The 17,854-nt window shown below is 49.2% G+C and carries 21 protein-coding genes; 15 read left to right on the top strand and 6 right to left on the bottom strand.

What is annotated here, in order from left to right; translation table 11 throughout:
- Positions 1–790 precede the first annotated feature (790 nt).
- The gene (locus Q3O60_RS04255) at positions 791–1,720 is read left to right on the top strand and encodes a Dyp-type peroxidase (protein ID WP_305892670.1); all 930 of its coding nucleotides are present in this window, start codon (positions 791–793) and stop codon (positions 1,718–1,720) included.
- A gap of 16 nt (positions 1,721–1,736) precedes the next feature.
- Here the strand turns inward: Q3O60_RS04255 and argR are convergent, their stop codons facing one another.
- Positions 1,737–2,204, bottom strand: coding sequence for a transcriptional regulator ArgR (argR, locus tag Q3O60_RS04260; RefSeq protein WP_305892671.1), 468 nt, complete (start codon positions 2,202–2,204; stop codon positions 1,737–1,739).
- Between the two features lie 160 nt (positions 2,205–2,364).
- Between argR and mdh the strand changes: the two genes are divergently transcribed.
- Positions 2,365–3,303, top strand: a complete 939-nt coding sequence (gene mdh / locus Q3O60_RS04265) for a malate dehydrogenase (RefSeq protein WP_305892672.1) — start codon at positions 2,365–2,367, stop codon at positions 3,301–3,303.
- A gap of 85 nt (positions 3,304–3,388) precedes the next feature.
- On the opposite strand, the gene Q3O60_RS04270 is transcribed toward mdh, so the two are convergent.
- The 4 genes from Q3O60_RS04270 to ygfZ form a co-directional block, all read right to left on the bottom strand.
- Complete coding sequence (locus tag Q3O60_RS04270; RefSeq protein WP_305892673.1) at positions 3,389–3,832, bottom strand: bactofilin family protein; 444 nt, start codon at positions 3,830–3,832, stop codon at positions 3,389–3,391.
- Complete coding sequence (locus Q3O60_RS04275; protein ID WP_305892674.1) at positions 3,736–4,617, bottom strand: M23 family metallopeptidase; 882 nt, start codon at positions 4,615–4,617, stop codon at positions 3,736–3,738. The genes Q3O60_RS04270 and Q3O60_RS04275 overlap by 97 nt, the downstream gene beginning before the upstream one ends.
- Before the next feature lie 261 nt (positions 4,618–4,878).
- The gene (locus Q3O60_RS04280; protein WP_305892675.1) at positions 4,879–5,364 is read right to left on the bottom strand and encodes an FKBP-type peptidyl-prolyl cis-trans isomerase; all 486 of its coding nucleotides are present in this window, start codon (positions 5,362–5,364) and stop codon (positions 4,879–4,881) included.
- Positions 5,365–5,375: 11 nt separating this feature from the next.
- On the bottom strand, positions 5,376–6,359 hold the full coding sequence (ygfZ, locus tag Q3O60_RS04285; protein WP_305892676.1) for a tRNA-modifying protein YgfZ: 984 nt from the start codon (positions 6,357–6,359) through the stop codon (positions 5,376–5,378).
- Between the two features lie 126 nt (positions 6,360–6,485).
- Between ygfZ and Q3O60_RS04290 the strand changes: the two genes are divergently transcribed.
- Both Q3O60_RS04290 and Q3O60_RS04295 read left to right on the top strand, forming a co-directional pair.
- Complete coding sequence (locus tag Q3O60_RS04290; RefSeq protein WP_305892677.1) at positions 6,486–6,737, top strand: FAD assembly factor SdhE; 252 nt, start codon at positions 6,486–6,488, stop codon at positions 6,735–6,737.
- Positions 6,724–7,173, top strand: coding sequence for a protein YgfX (locus Q3O60_RS04295; protein WP_305892678.1), 450 nt, complete (start codon positions 6,724–6,726; stop codon positions 7,171–7,173). Before Q3O60_RS04290 ends, Q3O60_RS04295 begins: the two co-directional genes overlap by 14 nt.
- Here the strand turns inward: Q3O60_RS04295 and nadB are convergent.
- Positions 7,144–8,748, bottom strand: a complete 1,605-nt coding sequence (gene nadB / locus Q3O60_RS04300) for an L-aspartate oxidase (RefSeq protein ID WP_305892679.1) — start codon at positions 8,746–8,748, stop codon at positions 7,144–7,146. The two genes, Q3O60_RS04295 and nadB, sit on opposite strands and share 30 nt — an antisense overlap.
- Before the next feature lie 178 nt (positions 8,749–8,926).
- Here nadB and rpoE point away from each other — a divergent pair, with 178 nt between their 5' ends.
- The 11 genes from rpoE to acpS all read left to right on the top strand — a co-directional run bounded on the left by rpoE (position 8,927) and on the right by acpS (position 17,830).
- Entirely contained in the window at positions 8,927–9,502 is a 576-nt protein-coding gene (rpoE, locus tag Q3O60_RS04305; protein WP_305892680.1) for an RNA polymerase sigma factor RpoE, read from the top strand.
- A 25-nt stretch (positions 9,503–9,527) separates the two neighbouring features.
- Positions 9,528–10,160 carry a sigma-E factor negative regulatory protein gene (locus Q3O60_RS04310; RefSeq protein ID WP_305892681.1) on the top strand — a complete coding sequence of 211 codons (633 nt, stop codon included), beginning with the start codon at positions 9,528–9,530 and terminating at the stop codon, positions 10,158–10,160.
- A complete protein-coding gene (locus Q3O60_RS04315) occupies positions 10,160–11,104 on the top strand; it encodes a MucB/RseB C-terminal domain-containing protein (RefSeq protein ID WP_305892682.1) in 945 nt (314 codons plus the stop codon). The genes Q3O60_RS04310 and Q3O60_RS04315 overlap by 1 nt, the downstream gene beginning before the upstream one ends.
- Entirely contained in the window at positions 11,097–11,552 is a 456-nt protein-coding gene (locus tag Q3O60_RS04320; RefSeq protein ID WP_305892683.1) for a SoxR reducing system RseC family protein, read from the top strand. Before Q3O60_RS04315 ends, Q3O60_RS04320 begins: the two co-directional genes overlap by 8 nt.
- Before the next feature lie 135 nt (positions 11,553–11,687).
- On the top strand, positions 11,688–13,487 hold the full coding sequence (lepA, locus tag Q3O60_RS04325) for a translation elongation factor 4 (protein WP_305892684.1): 1,800 nt from the start codon (positions 11,688–11,690) through the stop codon (positions 13,485–13,487).
- Between the two features lie 17 nt (positions 13,488–13,504).
- Positions 13,505–14,428 carry a signal peptidase I gene (gene lepB / locus Q3O60_RS04330; protein ID WP_305892685.1) on the top strand — a complete coding sequence of 308 codons (924 nt, stop codon included), beginning with the start codon at positions 13,505–13,507 and terminating at the stop codon, positions 14,426–14,428.
- Positions 14,428–15,111 carry a ribonuclease III gene (gene rnc, locus Q3O60_RS04335; RefSeq protein ID WP_305892686.1) on the top strand — a complete coding sequence of 228 codons (684 nt, stop codon included), beginning with the start codon at positions 14,428–14,430 and terminating at the stop codon, positions 15,109–15,111. The genes lepB and rnc overlap by 1 nt, the downstream gene beginning before the upstream one ends.
- Positions 15,101–16,012 (top strand): GTPase Era, encoded by a 912-nt coding sequence (gene era, locus Q3O60_RS04340; RefSeq protein WP_305892687.1) that lies wholly within the window; start codon positions 15,101–15,103, stop codon positions 16,010–16,012. Before rnc ends, era begins: the two co-directional genes overlap by 11 nt.
- Positions 15,969–16,703 carry a DNA repair protein RecO gene (gene recO, locus Q3O60_RS04345; RefSeq protein ID WP_305892688.1) on the top strand — a complete coding sequence of 245 codons (735 nt, stop codon included), beginning with the start codon at positions 15,969–15,971 and terminating at the stop codon, positions 16,701–16,703. Before era ends, recO begins: the two co-directional genes overlap by 44 nt.
- Before the next feature lie 16 nt (positions 16,704–16,719).
- On the top strand, positions 16,720–17,448 hold the full coding sequence (gene pdxJ / locus Q3O60_RS04350) for a pyridoxine 5'-phosphate synthase (protein WP_305892689.1): 729 nt from the start codon (positions 16,720–16,722) through the stop codon (positions 17,446–17,448).
- 1 nt (position 17,449) lies between these two features.
- A complete protein-coding gene (acpS, locus tag Q3O60_RS04355) occupies positions 17,450–17,830 on the top strand; it encodes a holo-ACP synthase (RefSeq protein WP_305892690.1) in 381 nt (126 codons plus the stop codon).
- The last annotated feature ends 24 nt before the right edge of the window (positions 17,831–17,854 follow it).

Below are 17,854 nucleotides of genomic sequence, written 5' to 3' on the forward strand. Positions count from 1 at the left end.
CTACGCGGCCGTCTTGAGTCTTGTGTCCAGCGTCCTGCTGTGGCTTTCCATGCTTTGACTTCCCTGTACTTCATCCTGAAGTATCCTTTGCAGCTTCCTGCAGCCATCCTTATCATCCTTGAGAGTCACTTCCTGTGCTCTACACTCATCCTGAGTGGGTCCTGCTTCTTCCATGGAATCCGTGTGCGCTAGCGAATCGTCATCCCGGCGATCCTTTGCATCCTGCTGTATCCTTGGTCAGTTTCTTCATGAAACCGCTTGCTGTCCTTTGCGTGTCCTGCTATCCATGAGGTTAGCGACCTTGCCAACCGCACTCTTCCTGAGTGTTCCTTGCGTCATCCAGACGTGCATCCGTTGCATTCATCCTTGAAGCATGGTATCCCTATCATGCTGGTTCAGCCTGAACCTGTCCTGAATCTTTCCTTGCACATCCTGTGGATCGCTATTCACTTAAAATTGCATATAATAAGTGAAGTCCTTAAGCTGTTTGTTCATCCTGAACGGTGTCATCCGCTGACATGTGTATTATGCGCTGGTTCAGTTCAGCCAGCTATCGACTGTAAGAAAATAACCAGAGTGTCATATTATTGTAAGATGGCTTTTTTCTTACTAAATAAATAAAAATCAGTTGGTTATAAGTTTTTTTCTTGCTGAGTAAGGCATGATTTGACGTTTTGGCGCACCATTTTGTGAGATATGTCTCACAGCAATGTAGGGCATTCGACCTAAGCGTTGGGTTGAACCGAGTGAAATAACGAGAATGGTTGAAGTACTAAGGGAATAAAAACGCATGGCAAGAGAGCAATTGGGTATATGTTCAGAAGCAAATTTGCATGGCGATTATTTATTGCTCACCGCATTGGATGGGCAAGAGCGTTATTTACGGCAGCAACTGGCTCAGCTTCCGGCATTGCTAAGTCAGTTGTCTGATCACTTTTCTGAGTCGATGGTAACCGGTGTTGTTGCCATAGGCGCAAGTTACTGGGATACCTTGTACCCGAATGCTCGCCCTGCGGGTTTGTTGCCTTTTCCTGTGCTTGAGTCTTCCGATGTCTTGATGCCAGCGGATTCGTTTGATTTACTACTACAAATTCGTTCTGATCGTCAGGATGTCAATTATCTGGTGGCTCAGCAGTTATATCAATTATTAGCCCCAGCGGTCGAGCTGGTTGAACAGTTGCGTGGCTTCCGTTATCTGGACGGCCGTGATCTAACGGGTTTTATTGATGCACCGGATATGGTGCGAGGTCGGTTGCGCCGTGAATTGGCTTTGTTAACTGCAGAGCAGGAACCACACTTTGTCGGCGGCAGCTATGTGTATTTTCAACGCTTTCGCCATGATATAAGGCGCTGGCAGCAGTTATCTGTCACGGCACAGCAAGCCATTATTGGCCGGCGAAAATCTGATGGGCAGTGGCTGCCGCTGGCGCAGTTAGAGCCTGAATGTCACAGTTTGTGCTTTTATCAGGAAAAAGAACGCAGCAAGCCGCTACCTTTGTTGACGCAAAATATGCCCTTCGCTGATTTAAAGCAACAAGGCTTACTATGGCTGGGGTTCAGCGCCGACAGCACCGCCTTCGAAACGCTGATGCGGCAGCGACTCGGTTTGAGCGAGCTTAATGCAGGCCAGTACGATCGCCTGCTTGATTACAGTCAGGCCGATCTTGGTGCAGCTTTTTTTGCACCTTCAGTCAGTTTTTTAGAGCAATTTGATCGTTAGCGCATGCTCTGGAGGGCTACACTTTCTCGAACAGCTCGGTGACTTTTTCCAGCGTAAAGTTGATATTTTTTACACTGATTGGTGCAATAAATATGGTGTCATCTCCGGCAATAGTGCCGAGCACGCCTTCTGCTTTACCTACAGAGTCGAGCAGGCGGGCTATTAGTTGAGCTGCACCGGGGCTGGTACGGATGATGATCATCACATCATTGTGCTCAATATCCAGAACCAATTGCCGTAACGGACTTTTGGTGGTTGGTACGCCAAGCTCTGGCGGCAAGCTATACACCATCTCTTGCTTCGCATTACGGGTTCGCACCGCACCATACTTACTGAGCATCCGCGACACCTTGGACTGGCTGACATTGTCGAAATCGAGCGCTTTTAAGGCGTCCACAATATCGCCCTGGGAGCCAAAACGTTCTTCTTTCAACAGGTTTTTAAATGCTTGGATCAATGCTTCTTGTTTTGATTGCTTGGTCATATTGGTCACTTTTCTGTACGGATAAGCTATTTTGGTTACAGTATTCTATTACTAAAGTCTGTGCAGTAAATTACCGCAAAATGGGTTAAAATGCCCGTGAATTTATTCATTGCATGCATATTTATGCCTGCCTTCATATAACTGAACAAGGGGATTTCCGATGAAAGTAGCTGTGTTAGGTGCCGCCGGCGGTATTGGCCAGGCGTTATCATTATTGTTGAAACTGGATTTACCAGCAGGCTCAGAGCTGGCTTTGTATGATCTGGCGCCGGTTACCCCTGGTGTTGCTGTTGATCTTAGCCATATCCCGACTGCGGTTGAGGTGAAAGGTTATGGTAAAGACGATTTGGCGACCGCTTTGAAAGGTGCTGACGTGGTGATGATCCCTGCTGGTATGCCACGCAAACCTGGTATGGACCGCTCTGATCTGTTTAACGTGAATGCAAATGTGGTCAAAACCTTGGCTGAAGCCATTGTTGAGCAGTGCCCGACTGCTTTTGTTGGTGTAATCACCAACCCGGTTAATACCACGGTAGCCATTGCTGCGGAAGTATTTAAAAAAGCGGGCACATATGATCCGAAGCGCTTATTTGGTGTCACAACGCTGGATGTGATCCGTGCTGAAACCTTCGTTGCTGAATTAAAGGGTAAGAACCCGGCTGATATCACTGTTCCGGTGATCGGCGGCCACAGTGGTACCACGATTTTGCCTCTGTTGTCGCAAGTGGCCGGTGTCAGCTTTACCGATGACGAAGTGGCTTCTTTGACGCACCGCATTCAGAATGCCGGTACCGAAGTCGTTGAAGCCAAAGCCGGTGGTGGGTCTGCTACCTTGTCTATGGGTCAGGCGGCTGCACGTTTTTGTGTGTCTTTGGTGAAAGGCCTGCAAGGTGAAGAAGTTACCGAGTACGCTTATGTTGAAGGTGACGGCGAGCACGCTCGTTTCTTTGCTCAACCTCTGGTACTTGGCAAAAATGGCGTTGAGCGCTTATTGCCTATCGGGAACTTGAGTGCTTTTGAACAAAAAGCAATGAATGACATGCTACCTACACTGCAAGGTGATATCACCATGGGTGAAGCCTTTATCCATAACGCATAATACACATAGCGCTTTGGCTGATAGCCCAAACAAAAAACCGTGCCAGATTCGCTCTGACACGGTTTTTTATTATGCAGGAAAAACATTATGACTTAGCAGTGGTAGCTGATTCAGCCGCCTCGGTAAGCTTAGGACTTAACTTGTCGTCCTTTTGTTGCAGTTTCACAACCTGTTCTTCAGTGGTATGTTGGCTCTCACCAATAAAGTTACCACCACGCTCAATGCTTAGCTCATCGCTGTGGATCACGCCTTGTGCTTTACCATGCGGCAGTATTTCCACATGATTGGCATAGCACTCACCTTCAAACAGACCATTGATCACCACTTTGTCGGCGATGATTTCCCCTTTCACCCGTCCTGAGCGGCTGATGATCAAGGTTTTTTCCGTGTTGATCTTGCCTTCCATATAGCCGTCGACATGAATATCGCAGGTTAGTCGGAAACTTCCGTTGAAGGAGCTGCCTTGTGCGACGACAGTAGCAGCTGATTGCTTACCTTTGTTTCCAGCAGGCTGACTAAAGAATCCCATTGGATACTCCTCTCTTGCGTGAATACATGGTCAAAATTAGTGGCATCCCAGTCCATGAATGCCTGCGGGTTAATGGCGCGGTCGATAAAGTGGACTTCGTAATGTAGATGAGGAGCTGTCGAAGCGCCACTGTTGCCGACGGTTGCGATAAGTTGGCCTTTTTCCACAAAGGTACCTGCGCTAACTTTAAATTCATGCAGATGCGCGTACAAGGTGGCAAAACCGAAGGCATGGCGAATCTTCAATAAGTTACCATAGCCACTGTCACTACGGCGGACCGACTCCACCACGCCATCAGCGGGTGCGTAAATGGGAGTGCCCCGATTGGCAGCCAGATCAACGCCACGATGATGGCGCTGATTGCCATGGATAGGATGCGTACGATTTCCAAAGCGAGAGGAGCGGTATCGGAACTCAAGGGGCGAACCGCTTGGAATCATATGGAGCATGGTACTGCGTACGGCTGAGTTGATAGTGGCGGTATCCAGGCGTTGGTCCAGATTCTGCGTGTAGACCTGATCAAGGCCAAGTGCTTGTTCGATTTCACCCAAGCGACTGGTTGCCATGTAGATTTCATCGGTCCGTACCGATAATTCATCTTCAAGGCCTGCTTTGTGTTGTTCAAGCTGGGCGATATCCGCCAGCAGTTGTTCCGCATGCTGCTCTAGGGTGAATTGGTTCTGCTGACGCTGCTCAACTTCATTAAGCAGGTAGTTGACAAATAAAACCGTGCCAACGCTAAGGAGCAGAAACAGTATGAAAAAACTAGTAAAATACCTACGCAATAGTTTACCCACTGTGTAGTGACGTGAACCATGAATGCTGGATATAGATATTAGGAGTCTGTCTTTCATACCACCTGCACAACTCAAAATTATTTGCGGCGAAAAGAACAGAAAATAAGTCGATTTGAGCTGCCTGTCAAGTTTTGTGACATCATGTTGTATGGTTAAAAAATAAAAAAAGGGCAGTTACTGCTGTGAGAACTGCCCGTGACGCTTTGTAAAGCATTGATCGTGTTTGTTTCTGTGTTTTGTCAGCGCAGTTTAGTGGTCGGCTTTACCATCTAAGCCATGCGCGTGGCCATGAGCAATCTCATCCTCGGTGGCATCGCGTACCTGCAGCACTTCAACATCGAAGGTTAAGTCGATTCCTGAAAGCGGGTGATTGCCATCAACCACGACTTCCTCTTCGCCCACTTCAACGATGATAACGGAATGCTCCTGACCATCAGGGCCTGCGGCACGGAAACGCATGCCTACTTCAACATCCATGCTCTCAAACATGGAACGGGGAACCGATTGGATTAATTGGTCATGGCGTTCACCATAGGCTTCTGCGGCTGCAATGGTGGCATTAAAGGTATCCCCCGGTGCTTTATCAACCAGCGCTTTTTCCAAGCCAGGAATTAATGAACCGTGACCATACAGAAAGACCAGTGGGTCGCCACCAAAGGATGAATCCAGCTCAGTGCCTTGTGGATCGGTAACTTTATAGTGCATGGCGACGACTTTATTTTGTTGAATAGACATGAAGACCTCAATTATTGAAGGGTGTATGGCAACGGTTTCATGGTCAGCAGAGTGTCAGGTTCTGCCGGCAACCGTAAGCGAGTGTCAGGAGTTACATCATTGGGCAGTACCGCAATCAGCCAAAGTTGCTGATTAACGTTGACTGCGTTAATGATCTGGCCAGCCCGGCGCCAGTTGGTGTCTAGCTGCATCTCTATATCCGAGCCTGCTAGCGGTGTGCTGCTTGAGTCTGCCTGTAGAATATAAGCAGCACGTTTGTTTTTGCCCAGATACTTCATGCGGGCGACCATTTCTTGCCCCAGATAGCAGCCTTTGTCAAAGCTGATAGCGTGCTGGGCCTGCAAGTTCAGCATTTGTGGTACATATTGACCAATGGTTTCTTGCTCCAGATAGCACAAGCCTTGTTGGATATGTGCTTGTAACCAGCGCGTGGGCGCTGCGAAAGGCAGCTCAGTTTGTGCCATCAATTGGTGTGCCCGTGCATGCGAAGTGATCAAAAGGCAATGCTGCTCCGTTAAACAAAGCAGCTGGTCTTGTTGATGCGTCGCGCGCTGGCCCTTAGACAATGGGTGTGTAAAACCGAGTGTGTGCAGTAGTTTGGTTAGTGCTTCTACCGGGCCGCCAAGGCCGAATACGGCTAATTGTTGTTGGCAGGGCTCAAAGCTCACTTTGGAGAAGACGCCAAATTTTTTCCATTCGGCCATGGAAGCATTCAATTCATCACGATACGCCAGCACACAGAGATCATTTGGTTCTGTCTGCCATAAGTGAAATACCGACCACATTTTTCCTTTGGCGTCGCAGTGCGCGCCACGCAGGTAATTGCTTTCGGTGAGCGTATTGATATCGCAGGTGGTTTGGCTTTGCAGATACTTTTCTGCATCGGGGCCATGCACGCGAAGCACATCAAAGCTTGGTAAGGGTGCAATAAATGCAGCATCGACCTGATTTGATAAATGAGCTAACTGTTCAGCTTGGATCCAACTCGATTGCATAGGCGCTTCGTATCAATAATGAACTGTATAGTGATCATTGGGGATCAAGACGAAAAGCTCAACCCCTGAATGGTTTTTTTGTTAGTATAGTGGCTAAAATCAGCCTGATAAAAAAAGGATCGGTTAATGTCTGAACTTATGCCCAAACCCCGGCTTCGCTGGGCTTGCCGTCGCGGCATGTTGGAACTGGATGTGTTATTGGCTCCCTTTGTTGAAGAGGGCTATGACGCGCTACCCGATGCAGATAAATTTCATTTCGAGCGCTTGCTGGCTTGTGATGATCCTGATTTATTCTCCTGGTTTATGGGACATGCTCGCTCTGAGGATACCGACTTGCAACGCTTGGTTGCGGTAATACTGGATCGTGTTCGAGTCTAGTGTCGCCATTTGGCCATCACGTTGGCGACGGTATTTGTTGATCGCCCCTTTGTTGTTGGCGGTAAGCTTAGCGCTATTGTTGCCATCGTCTGGTCTATGGCTGTGGAGCTATCTGGTGCTGTTGGCATTATTTGCCTGTTTTTGGTGGCAGCAATGGAGTGAACGGCAAATCAGTCAGTCTTTATTGATTGGAGAGCAGGGGGAACTCAGGTGGCTTCAGGGCGATACGCCAGCTGGCCAGTTGCAAGCCGACAGTTTGGTGTTGGAATGGGCGATTCGATTGCACTGGCGAACTGCACCCAGCCGCGTGTACCCCCGTGGGCAGATGCAACAGCGCTGGCTGTTCGCCGATCAATGCAGCGATGACGACTTTCGTGCGATTGCTCGCAGCATTCGTCAACGCCAATTACTGCTGAATCAGGCTAGCCGGGTTTAAGATGGTCGGAGTACTATCCGGCAGGGCATTCGGGTAATCCAGGTTGTAGTGCAAGCCTCGGCTTTCTTTACGCTGCATGGCACTACGAATAATCAGCTCTGCAACCATCACCAAATTTCGTAGTTCAAGCAGGTTATTGCTCACTTTAAAGTGGCTGTAGTATTCATGAATTTCCTGCTGCAACAGTTCCGCTCGATGCAATGCACGCTGCAAGCGCTTATCGGTACGCACGATGCCGACGTAATCCCACATAAATAGTCGCAACTCATGCCAGTTATGTGTAATGACAATCTCTTCATCGGAATCACTGACCCGGCTTTCATCCCACTGTGGCAATGGAGGCGGCATCGGAGCATGGGGCAGTTCACTGAGAATATGTCGTGCTGCGGCTTGGGCAAACACCACACATTCTAATAAAGAGTTGCTGGCCATGCGATTGGCACCATGCAAGCCGGTGTAGGCGACTTCACCAACCGCATACAGGTTGGCAATATCGGTTTGGCTATTCAGGTTCACCATTACGCCGCCGCAGGTATAATGCGCAGCAGGTACCACAGGGATCGGCTCTTTGGTGATATCAAGCCCTACACTGAGGCATTTGGCGTAGATAGTGGGAAAGTGCTCGAGTATAAAGTCGTGGTCTTGATGGCTGATATCAAGATAGACGCAGTTGGCGCCAAGTCGTTTCATTTCGTAATCAATGGCCCGGGCGACAATATCGCGCGGAGCCAGTTCGGCTCGTTCGTCAAAATCCGGCATAAAGCGGCTGCCATCCGGACGTTTTAAATAGGCACCTTCGCCGCGCATGGCCTCGGTGATTAAAAAGTTTGGCGCATCCGGGTGATACAGGCTGGTGGGGTGGAATTGATTAAACTCCATGTTGGCGACCCGACAGCCTGCCCGCCAGGCCATGGCAATGCCATCGCCACTGGCAACATCAGGATTGCTGGTGTACAGGTATACTTTACTGGCACCACCGGTTGCCAAGGCGACAAAACGAGCGCTGACCACTTCAACCCGGCGCTGCTGTTGGTTCCAGATATAGGCACCATGGCAGCGTTTTTTATCAGCAGCTGAAATTAAATCAATGGCATTGTAGTGTTCAAGCAATTGGATGTTTGGATGGCGCTTGACTTGATCAACCAGTGTAATTTGCACCGCTTGGCCGGTGGCATCGGCTGCATGCAGAATGCGTCGGTGGCTATGGCCGCCTTCGCGAGTGAGGTGATACTTCATGCTGCCGTCCTGATCCTGATACTGATCAAAAGGTACGCCTTGCTGGATGAGCCATTGCATGGCTTCACGGGCATGTTCAGCGGTGTACTGCACTGCGGTTTCATCACACAAGCCGGCACCGGCGATTAAGGTGTCATTGACATGCGAGGCAATGCTGTCATTTTCGTCAAATACGGCAGCAATGCCGCCCTGAGCGTATAAGGTTGAGCCTTCACGCAAGGCGCCTTTGCTTAGTACCATCACCTTGGCATGATCGGCTAATTGCAAGGCCATGGATAAACCGGCCGCACCGCTGCCTATAATTAATACATCACAAAGATATTCTTTTTGTAGCGTCATAAGATACACTGCACTCTGGTTGCATTCGCACCGAAGAAGCGATGCCATACGGTTATTGTAACTTTTTCCGGCGGTCGGCAGAACTATTTATGACAGCTTTTGTCCTAATGATGACGCAAGACGAACGCCAGTTACAAAAAAATTAAGTAGTAGAATGGGTTACAGGGGAAAAGCTCGGATGAGCGAGCAAGAATTGGATTGGCAAATTGTCCAGCGTGTGCAGCAAGGTGATCAAGCTGCCTTCAATTTGCTGGTAAAAAAATATCAGCACCGGATCACGAACTTAATCTCGCGTTATGTCTCTAACCACGGAGACGTCGCGGATGTAGCGCAAGAGGCCTTTATTAAAGCTTATCGTGCGTTACCAGGTTTTCGCGGTGACAGTGCTTTTTATACCTGGCTGTACCGGATTGCGGTGAATAGTGCTAAAAATTATTTAGTGGCTTCATCACGTAAACCGCCAGCCAGCGATGTAGATGCGGATGATGCCGATTATTTTGACGGTAGCGATGCATTAAAAGAGCACGATTCGCCAGAGCGTTTATTACTTTCGGATGAAATCCGGCAGATGGTGTTTGATACTATTGAAAATCTGCCTGATGAATTGAAAACCGCCATTACTTTAAGAGAATTGGATGGTTTGAGTTATGAAGAAATTGCCGATGTGATGGCTTGTCCCATTGGTACGGTGCGAAGCCGAATTTTTCGAGCTCGCGAAGCCATAGACTTACAGCTTAAACCTTTGCTAAGCTAAGCATGAGTGAATGACAGGAATGACTATGCCGTCAAAAAAACAGGATTGGCTCTCAGCCGCAATCGATGAACAAGGACTTAGCAATGAGCACTTGGACGCCTTGCTGCAGGATCAGGATCTGCAGCATCGCTTTGAGCGCTACCACATGATTGGTTCAGCGATCCGTCAGGAGTTGCCGAAGCAATTGCACACTGATTTTGCCGAGCAGTTTGCCGCGAAGTTGGCACAAGAACCCATTCATCAGTTGCAATCCAGTCATACGTTTATGCAACGTATCAAGCTAGGTGCGCAGCGTGCAGCGAATAGCGATTGGTTCAAACCCTCGGCTCAAACTGCTATTGCAGCGGGCGTCGCCTTGATGGCAGTGGTCGGGGTGCAACATTACCAACAGCCAGGTGCTCAGGATTTAATGTCACCACTGCCAGTCTTGCAAACGCGTCCGGTGGCAGGCTTTGCCTCTCCGGTTAGTTTGAGCCAAACCTCGGTTGACTCGCGTTTTGAGCAGCAAGCTCAACAAGCAATGCTGGAACAGCAAACGCGGTTGCAAGAATTATTAAACGCTCATCATCAACAAGTTCGGGTACTGGATCAGGCGCAAATTATGTCTGAACAACGTCCTGAAACTCGCGATGATCAGGAGCCAGACGGACAACTTTGATGCGATGGTTTTGGCTGGTTGTTGTCAGCGTTTCTTTGTTTTTCAGTGCTGCTAGCTGGGCTGAACGCAAAGGCTGGCAAGCTTTTGAACATAGCCAGCAGGCGGTTCAAAATAAAAACTTTGATGTGTCTTATGTTGTGTTTAAAGGTGATCAGGTCACCAGCTTTCGCTGGTTGCACGGCCTGACTGATACACAACAACTCGAGCAATTGATCCCGCTAGATGCCGATGGTGTGGATATTCTTCGGCAAGACAACATTGTCTATTACTTTACCCCCGATAAGCCGGCGTTAGTGACGTTAAGTCCCTTTATCAAAGAGTTACCCGCCTTATTTTATAAGTCCATCGATGACCTGAGCCAATTGTACGATCCGGTTTCTGGCAGTGTTAGTCAGGTTGGCGGCCGCTCTGCGCAATTACTACGACTGACGGCATTTCATCCCGGACGACTCAATTACTGGTTATGGCTCGATGTGGAAACTGGTTTTCCCATTCGTATTGATACGGTCTCTGAAAATCAGCAGGTGTTAGAGCGCTGGCAGGTCACTCACTTTTTATTGACGTCAACCTTACCTGAACCATTGCAGGGTGTGTTGGATATGAAGTTACCAGTACCTGATATGCGTCGGCTGCAGCGGCCAGATAACCCTGAGTTGGTCTCCGATTATCAGCTAGCATGGTTACCCTCTGGCTTTCGTAAAGTGGATGATCCTTATTTTATCCCCCGGCTTGGTTCGCCATTGCTAAATTATTGGTTGTTGACCGATGGGCTGCATCAAGTATCGGTATTTGTTCAACGCTCGAATCAGGTGCCCGCACAGGCCTATCGCGATGGTGCGACCACCATCTATGTACAATCGAATGAGCAGATTGATATCACCGTTATTGGCCCTGTAACCCTGGATATTGCCCAACAAATAGCAGACGCTGTGCGTTATGATTGAACAAATCGCCACCGTCACCAAAGCACAACAAGATGGTGTCTGGTTGAGTACCCGACCCGTCACCACCTGCCAGTCTTGTCACGCCAGCGATGATTGCGGTACCGGGATCATTGCAAAAACCATGACACCACGGCGCAGTACCTTTTTTCTCCCAACCAGCGAGGCTTTACTTCCTGGCCAACAAGTTCGTATCGGTACCACCGAGCAACGTATTGTAGTGGCTGCGTTCAGTCTCTATCTGATGCCTTTATTGTTGATGATCGTGTCGCTGTTGCTGGTGAGTTGGTGGTGGCCTGCTGTGAATGAGTTACTGCTGATTGCACTGGCTGGTGCGTCGTTATGGCTGGGCTTCTGGTTGGCTCGTCAGTTGGCACCACGCCAAGAGCGCGATGCCGTTGTGCTGCTCGAAATCTTACCCGAACTGTCGGTGCAGAACCTGCCTGCTTGATGAAGAACACATAGCCACCAGAGTCAGGATCGAGTACAATTCGCCGATATTCTCTGGATGCCGTCCGGTGGTGAAGCCTCAGTGGAGTTGCCTCAGACCGGACATAAAAGCAGTGTGCTAACTACTTAAGATATTATGCCAAAAATCAGCCATATACGTAACTTCTCAATTATTGCCCATATCGATCATGGGAAATCAACTCTATCCGATCGTTTGATCCAGTTTTGCGGCGGCTTGTCTGATCGCGAAATGCAGCAGCAAGTACTGGACTCGATGGATCTGGAACGTGAGCGCGGTATCACCATCAAAGCGCAAAGCGTCACCTTGCATTACAAGGCGAAAGACGGTGAAACTTATCAGCTGAACTTCATTGATACGCCGGGCCATGTTGATTTCAGCTATGAAGTAAGTCGTTCGTTAGCGGCTTGCGAAGGGGCATTGTTGGTGGTGGATGCGGGCCAGGGCGTTGAAGCGCAAACCGTGGCCAACTGTTACACCGCCATTGAAATGGATCTGGAAGTCTTAACGGTACTGAATAAAATAGACTTACCTCAAGCTGATCCTGATCGTGTCAGCGCTGAAGTTGAAGATATTATTGGTATCGAAGCAGTCGATGCGGTGCAATGTTCTGCCAAAACCGGCCTTGGTATCGAAGATGTGCTGGAAGCCATCGTGAAAAAAATCCCACCGCCAGAAGGTGATCCAGATGCACCGACGCAGGCACTCATTATTGATTCCTGGTTCGACCCTTATCAGGGCGTCGTGTCGCTGGTTCGCATGAAACATGGTCAAATCCAGAAAAAAGACAAAATTAAAGTGATGTCGACCGGGCAGGTGTACGAAGTTGATAAAGTTGGCCTGTTTAGTCCGAAAGCGACCGACACTGGCATTTTAAAAACAGGCGAAGTAGGCTTTATTATCGCGGGTATTAAAGAGGTTAAAGGTGCACCTGTCGGTGATACTTTAACCTTAGGAAAAAATTCGGCGGCAGCTCCTTTACCGGGCTTTAAGCGCGTGAAGCCTCAGGTGTATGCCGGGGTCTTTCCCATTTCCTCAGATGCGTACGAAGATTTTCGTGATGCGCTTGCTAAATTAAGCTTGAACGACTCCTCACTGTTTTATGAGCCAGAAAGTTCAGGCGCACTCGGCTTTGGTTTTCGCATTGGTTTCCTTGGCATGTTGCATATGGAAATCATTCAAGAACGATTGGAGCGTGAATACGATCTGGATTTAATCACCACGGCGCCAACCGTTATCTATGAAGTGGAAACCAAGTCAGGTGATACGGTGATGGTTGATAACCCAAGCAGCCTGCCAGCCGTCAACGATATTCTGGAGATCCGTGAGCCGATTGTTGAAGCCCATATTTTGGTGCCACAAGAATACGTGGGTAACGTCATTACACTCTGTATCGAAAAACGGGGTACTCAAGTCAATATGACGTATCATGGGCGCCAGGTCGCTCTGGTGTATGAACTGCCTATGGCCGAAGTAGTGATGGATTTCTTCGATCGTTTAAAGTCGACCAGCCGTGGTTATGCCTCACTGGATTACAGCTTTATTCGCTTCCAGGAAGCCGATATGGTGCGGGTTGATGTGATGATCAACGGTGAGCGGGTCGATGCATTGGCAATGATTTGTCACCGTGATTTTGCCCAGAACCGTGGCCGTATGCTGGCGGATAAATTGAAAGAGCTGATCCCACGTCAGATGTTTGATATTGCCATTCAGGCGGCGATCGGCAATCACATTATTGCCAGAACCACTGTTAAACAATTGCGCAAGAACGTTCTCGCCAAATGTTATGGTGGTGATGTCAGCCGTAAGAAAAAGCTATTACAAAAACAAAAAGATGGTAAGAAACGTATGAAGCAGGTCGGCAATGTTGAAGTGCCACAAGAAGCGTTTCTTGCTGTATTACGGATGGATAAATAACCGAAGGGCTTGGTCGAATGGCAGGATATTTTGCAATTTTTTTGGTGATGTTTACGCTGGCTAGTGGCTTGATATGGCTGCTCGATGCTCGTTTGTTTGCTCCAAAGCGGCGACAGCAGGTTGAAGACGCAGTGGCAGCAGCGGGTGGTAAGTTGCCGGAAGAAACCATTGAACAGCTGACGAAAGAGCCCTGGTTGGCAGAAACGGCCCGCTCTATCTTTCCTATCCTTGCTATCATTACGGTGCTGCGCTCTTTCTTGTTTGAGCCGTTTCAAATCCCTTCAGGTTCGATGATGCCTACCTTGCTGGTGGGAGATTTTATCTTGGTACAAAAGTTTGCCTATGATGTCAAAGACCCGGTATTTCGCAAAACACTGTACCGCAATAACACGCCTCAGCACGGCGATATTGCCGTGTTTAAATACCCTGAGCAGCCGACTCTGGATTACATTAAGCGCATTATTGGCTTGCCGGGTGATCGGATTATTTATCGCGATAAGCAGTTTTTTATCGAAAAAGCCTGCCCGGCAGAGCAGCAAGGCAATTGCCCGGGGCTGGAGCAAGTCCGTTATAGTTTTACATCAGACGGTGAGTTCACTCAGCAAGGGCTACCACAACGCCGTTACACAGAGCAGTTTGGTGACAAGCAGTACGATATTTTAATTACGCCGCAGGTACCGGAGCAAAAGCAAAGTTACTACCGTCAGGCGACTACCGCTATTGATGAGTGGATTGTGCCGGAAGGACATTATTTCGCTGTTGGCGATAATCGTGATAACAGCCGGGATAGTCGTTTCTGGGGCTTTGTCGAAGAAGACTTGATGGTTGGTAAGGCTGTTTTTATCTGGATGAGCTTTGAGTTTAGCGACAACCCGGATCGGGTGTTGCCGCGCTGGATCCCTGTCGGTGTTCGCTTTAACCGTTTAGGACGTCTTCATTAATGAGTCAAGTTGTGAATCCGCTATCCCGTTTAATGTCGATCCTTGGTTATCAGTTTAACAACCCTGAACTGCTGCAGCAGGCGTTAACACACCGCAGCTGCAAAGGACGCCACAATGAGCGCCTGGAGTTTTTAGGCGATGCCATTTTAAGTGTGGTAATTGCTGAAGCCTTGTTTCAGTTGTTTCCGAATGCCAAAGAGGGTGAATTGACTCGAATGCGCGCTAGTTTGGTGAAAGGGGTGACCTTGGCTGAGATCGCTGGTGAGTTATCGATTGCCGATTATTTGCGTCTTGGCCCCGGTGAGATGAAAAGTGGCGGTCATCGTCGTGAGTCGATATTGGCAGATGCCTTTGAAGCGATCTTAGGTGCCATTTATTTAGATGTTGGTATGGATCAATGCAAAGCCCGCATTCTGCACTGGTTTGATAGCCGTTTGGCGTCTATTACACCACAGCAGCAGAAAGATTCGAAAACGCGTTTGCAAGAGTACCTGCAAGGTCGCCGCCTGGCTTTGCCGGTGTATGTGGTAGAAACCACCGAAGGTGAAGCTCATAATCAAGAGTTTACCGTCAGTTGTCGTATCGAAGGGCATGAGCCGGTCGAAGCAACAGGCAGTTCGCGTCGCAAAGCAGAGCAAGACGCTGCGCACAAAATGCTGGAATACATTCAAAATGAACATTGAAACCGCGAATGCTGTGACCTATGCCGGCCTGGTAGCGATTGTTGGCCGACCCAATGTCGGCAAGTCGACCTTGCTGAACCAATTGATTGGCCAGAAAGTTAGCATTACCTCGAAAAAACCACAAACCACCCGGCACCGTATTCTGGGGATTGATACTCAGGGCCAGTACCAGACGGTGTATGTCGATACTCCCGGCTTGCATATTGAAGAGAAACGAGCCATTAATCGCTTAATGAACCGAGCCGCAGCCAGTTCGATACTCGATGTAGAGCTGGTGATTTTTGTGGTCGAGGGCACCCGCTGGACTGACGATGACCAGATGGTATTGAACCGTCTTATCGCCGCGAAAAAGCCAGTGATTTTGGCGGTGAATAAAGTAGACCATTATCAAGATAAAAATAGTTTATTGCCGCATTTGCAATGGCTGGGTCAGCAACTGGATTTCATCGAAGTGGTGCCACTGTCTGCGAAAACTGGCAACAATGTGGCGAATTTAAAAGCCTTGGTACAAAAGCGGTTGCCTGAGTGCGAGTTTTTCTTTCCTGATGATTACATTACCGATCGCTCGATGCGCTTTATGGCAGCAGAAATTGTCCGTGAAAAGCTGATGCGTTTTCTCGGCGATGAGTTACCTTATTCGGTGACTGTTGAGATTGAACGCTTTAAATGGGAAGACAAACTGTACCACATTGCGGCTTTGGTATTGGTAGAGCGGGAAACTCAGAAGCGAATGGTGATTGGCAACAAGGGAGAGCGCGTGAAAACCATTGCTACCGAGGCCCGTAAAGATTTAGAGCGATTGCTGGAACAGCAAGTGTTTCTGCAAGTGTGGGTCAAAGTTAAATCCGGTTGGGCGGATGATGAACGCGCGTTGCGAAGTCTGGGGTATGGCGACCAGTAACCGCAGCGACAGCTGGTTATCGGCTTATATCCTGCATAGTCGGCCACTGGCCGAACATAAGGTCATTTTGCAGTTGCTGTTACCAGAGCATGGTCGGTTGTCGGCGGTGGCACGTAAAAACACCGGCAAGCAGCGTAGTAGCTTGCAGCCTTTTCAAGCCATACTGCTGCAACTAACCGGACAAGCCGAGCTAAAGAGCATTCGAAAACTGGAAGAGCAGGGGCCTGCGCTGTTATTGCAAGGTACCAGTTTATACAGTGGCTTGTACCTCAATGAGCTGCTGTGTCGTGTCTGGCCAGATAATCTGGCCAGCGATGATTTATATGCCCTGTACGAACGGTGTTTGCATCGATTGGCCTTAGCAGGGCAGCAGGTTGACGCGATAGAAATAGCCTTGCGGCAGTTTGAGCTTGCCTTATTAACGGAGCTGGGCCAGCCAATCAACTGGGATTCAGATGCCAGCGCGCAGCCGCTGCAGCCAGAGTTGTTCTATCAATGGCAGCATGATCTGGGCTGGATAGTCAGTCCGCAAGGTTGGTCTGGATCACTGATTCAACAAGTGGGTGCCGGTGACTGGGGCTCAGTGTCTTGCCGTCGCGCAGCCAAACAAATGAGCCGTGCTTTTCTTCAGCCCTGGCTGGGCACCAAACCATTGGCCAGTCGGGCCTTGTTTCAACAGCGCGGTCATTAACTCAGAGGAGTTCGTTATGTCAGCACTTCATTTAGGTGTGAATATTGATCATGTGGCTACTTTACGGCAGGCGCGTGGTACCAATTACCCGGAGCCAGTGCATGCCGCTTTGGTCGCTGAACAGGCCGGAGCCGATGGTATCACCGTGCATTTACGCGAGGATCGCCGCCACATTGTCGACCGCGATGTTTATCTACTGAGCCAAACCATTAGTACTCGATTGAACTTTGAAATGGCGGTGACGGAAGAGATGCTGGCGATTGCGCTGGATGTAAAGCCACATTTTTGCTGTCTGGTGCCGGAAAAACGCGAAGAGCTAACCACCGAAGGTGGCTTGGATGTTGCCGGGCAACTGGATAAAATTCGCTCTGCCTGTCAGCGTTTAGCTGATGCCAATATTCTGGTGTCGCTATTTATTGATCCTGATCAGGCGCAAATTGACGCTGTAGTTGCCGCCGGGGCTCCTTATATTGAATTGCATACCGGACGCTATGCCGAGACTTCAGGAGCGCAACAAGCGCAGGAGTTAGAGCGGATCCAACAGGCTGCCCGTTATGCTAGTAGCAAAGGGTTAATCGTCAATGCGGGCCATGGCTTGCATTACCATAATGTGCAGCCGATTGCCGCCATCCCTGAAATGTATGAACTGAATATTGGCCATGCCATAGTGGCACGAGCGGTGTTCTCTGGTTTGCATGCAGCGGTGGCCGATATGAAGCAATTAATGTTGCAGGCACGGCGCTAACATGGCGATTGCCGGACTTGGTACCGATATTGTTCAGATCAGCCGGATTGAGCGCAGCTTAGCGCGCAGTCCGACCTTGGCTGAGCGGGTACTGACAGCCGATGAACTGCTGGTATTTCTGGCTCATGCCCAGCCAGCTCGCTTTCTGGCCAAGCGCTTTGCCGCCAAAGAAGCCGCAGCGAAAGCATTAGGGACTGGGATTGGCCGCGGCGTGTCCTGGCAGCAAATGCACATTGATCACGATGAATTTGGAGCGCCCTTATTGGTGTGCACTGGCTATAGCCAGCAATTGCTTGAGCAGCGCGGGGTGACACGATGCTGGCTAACTATCAGTGATGAGCAAGACTATGCTTGTGCCACCGTGGTACTCGAGTCTGGCTAAGTTTACTCGAGTCTATATAAGCCA

Source organism: Alkalimonas collagenimarina (genome assembly GCF_030717845.1).
GTDB classification, from domain to species: domain Bacteria; phylum Pseudomonadota; class Gammaproteobacteria; order Enterobacterales; family Alteromonadaceae; genus Alkalimonas; species Alkalimonas collagenimarina.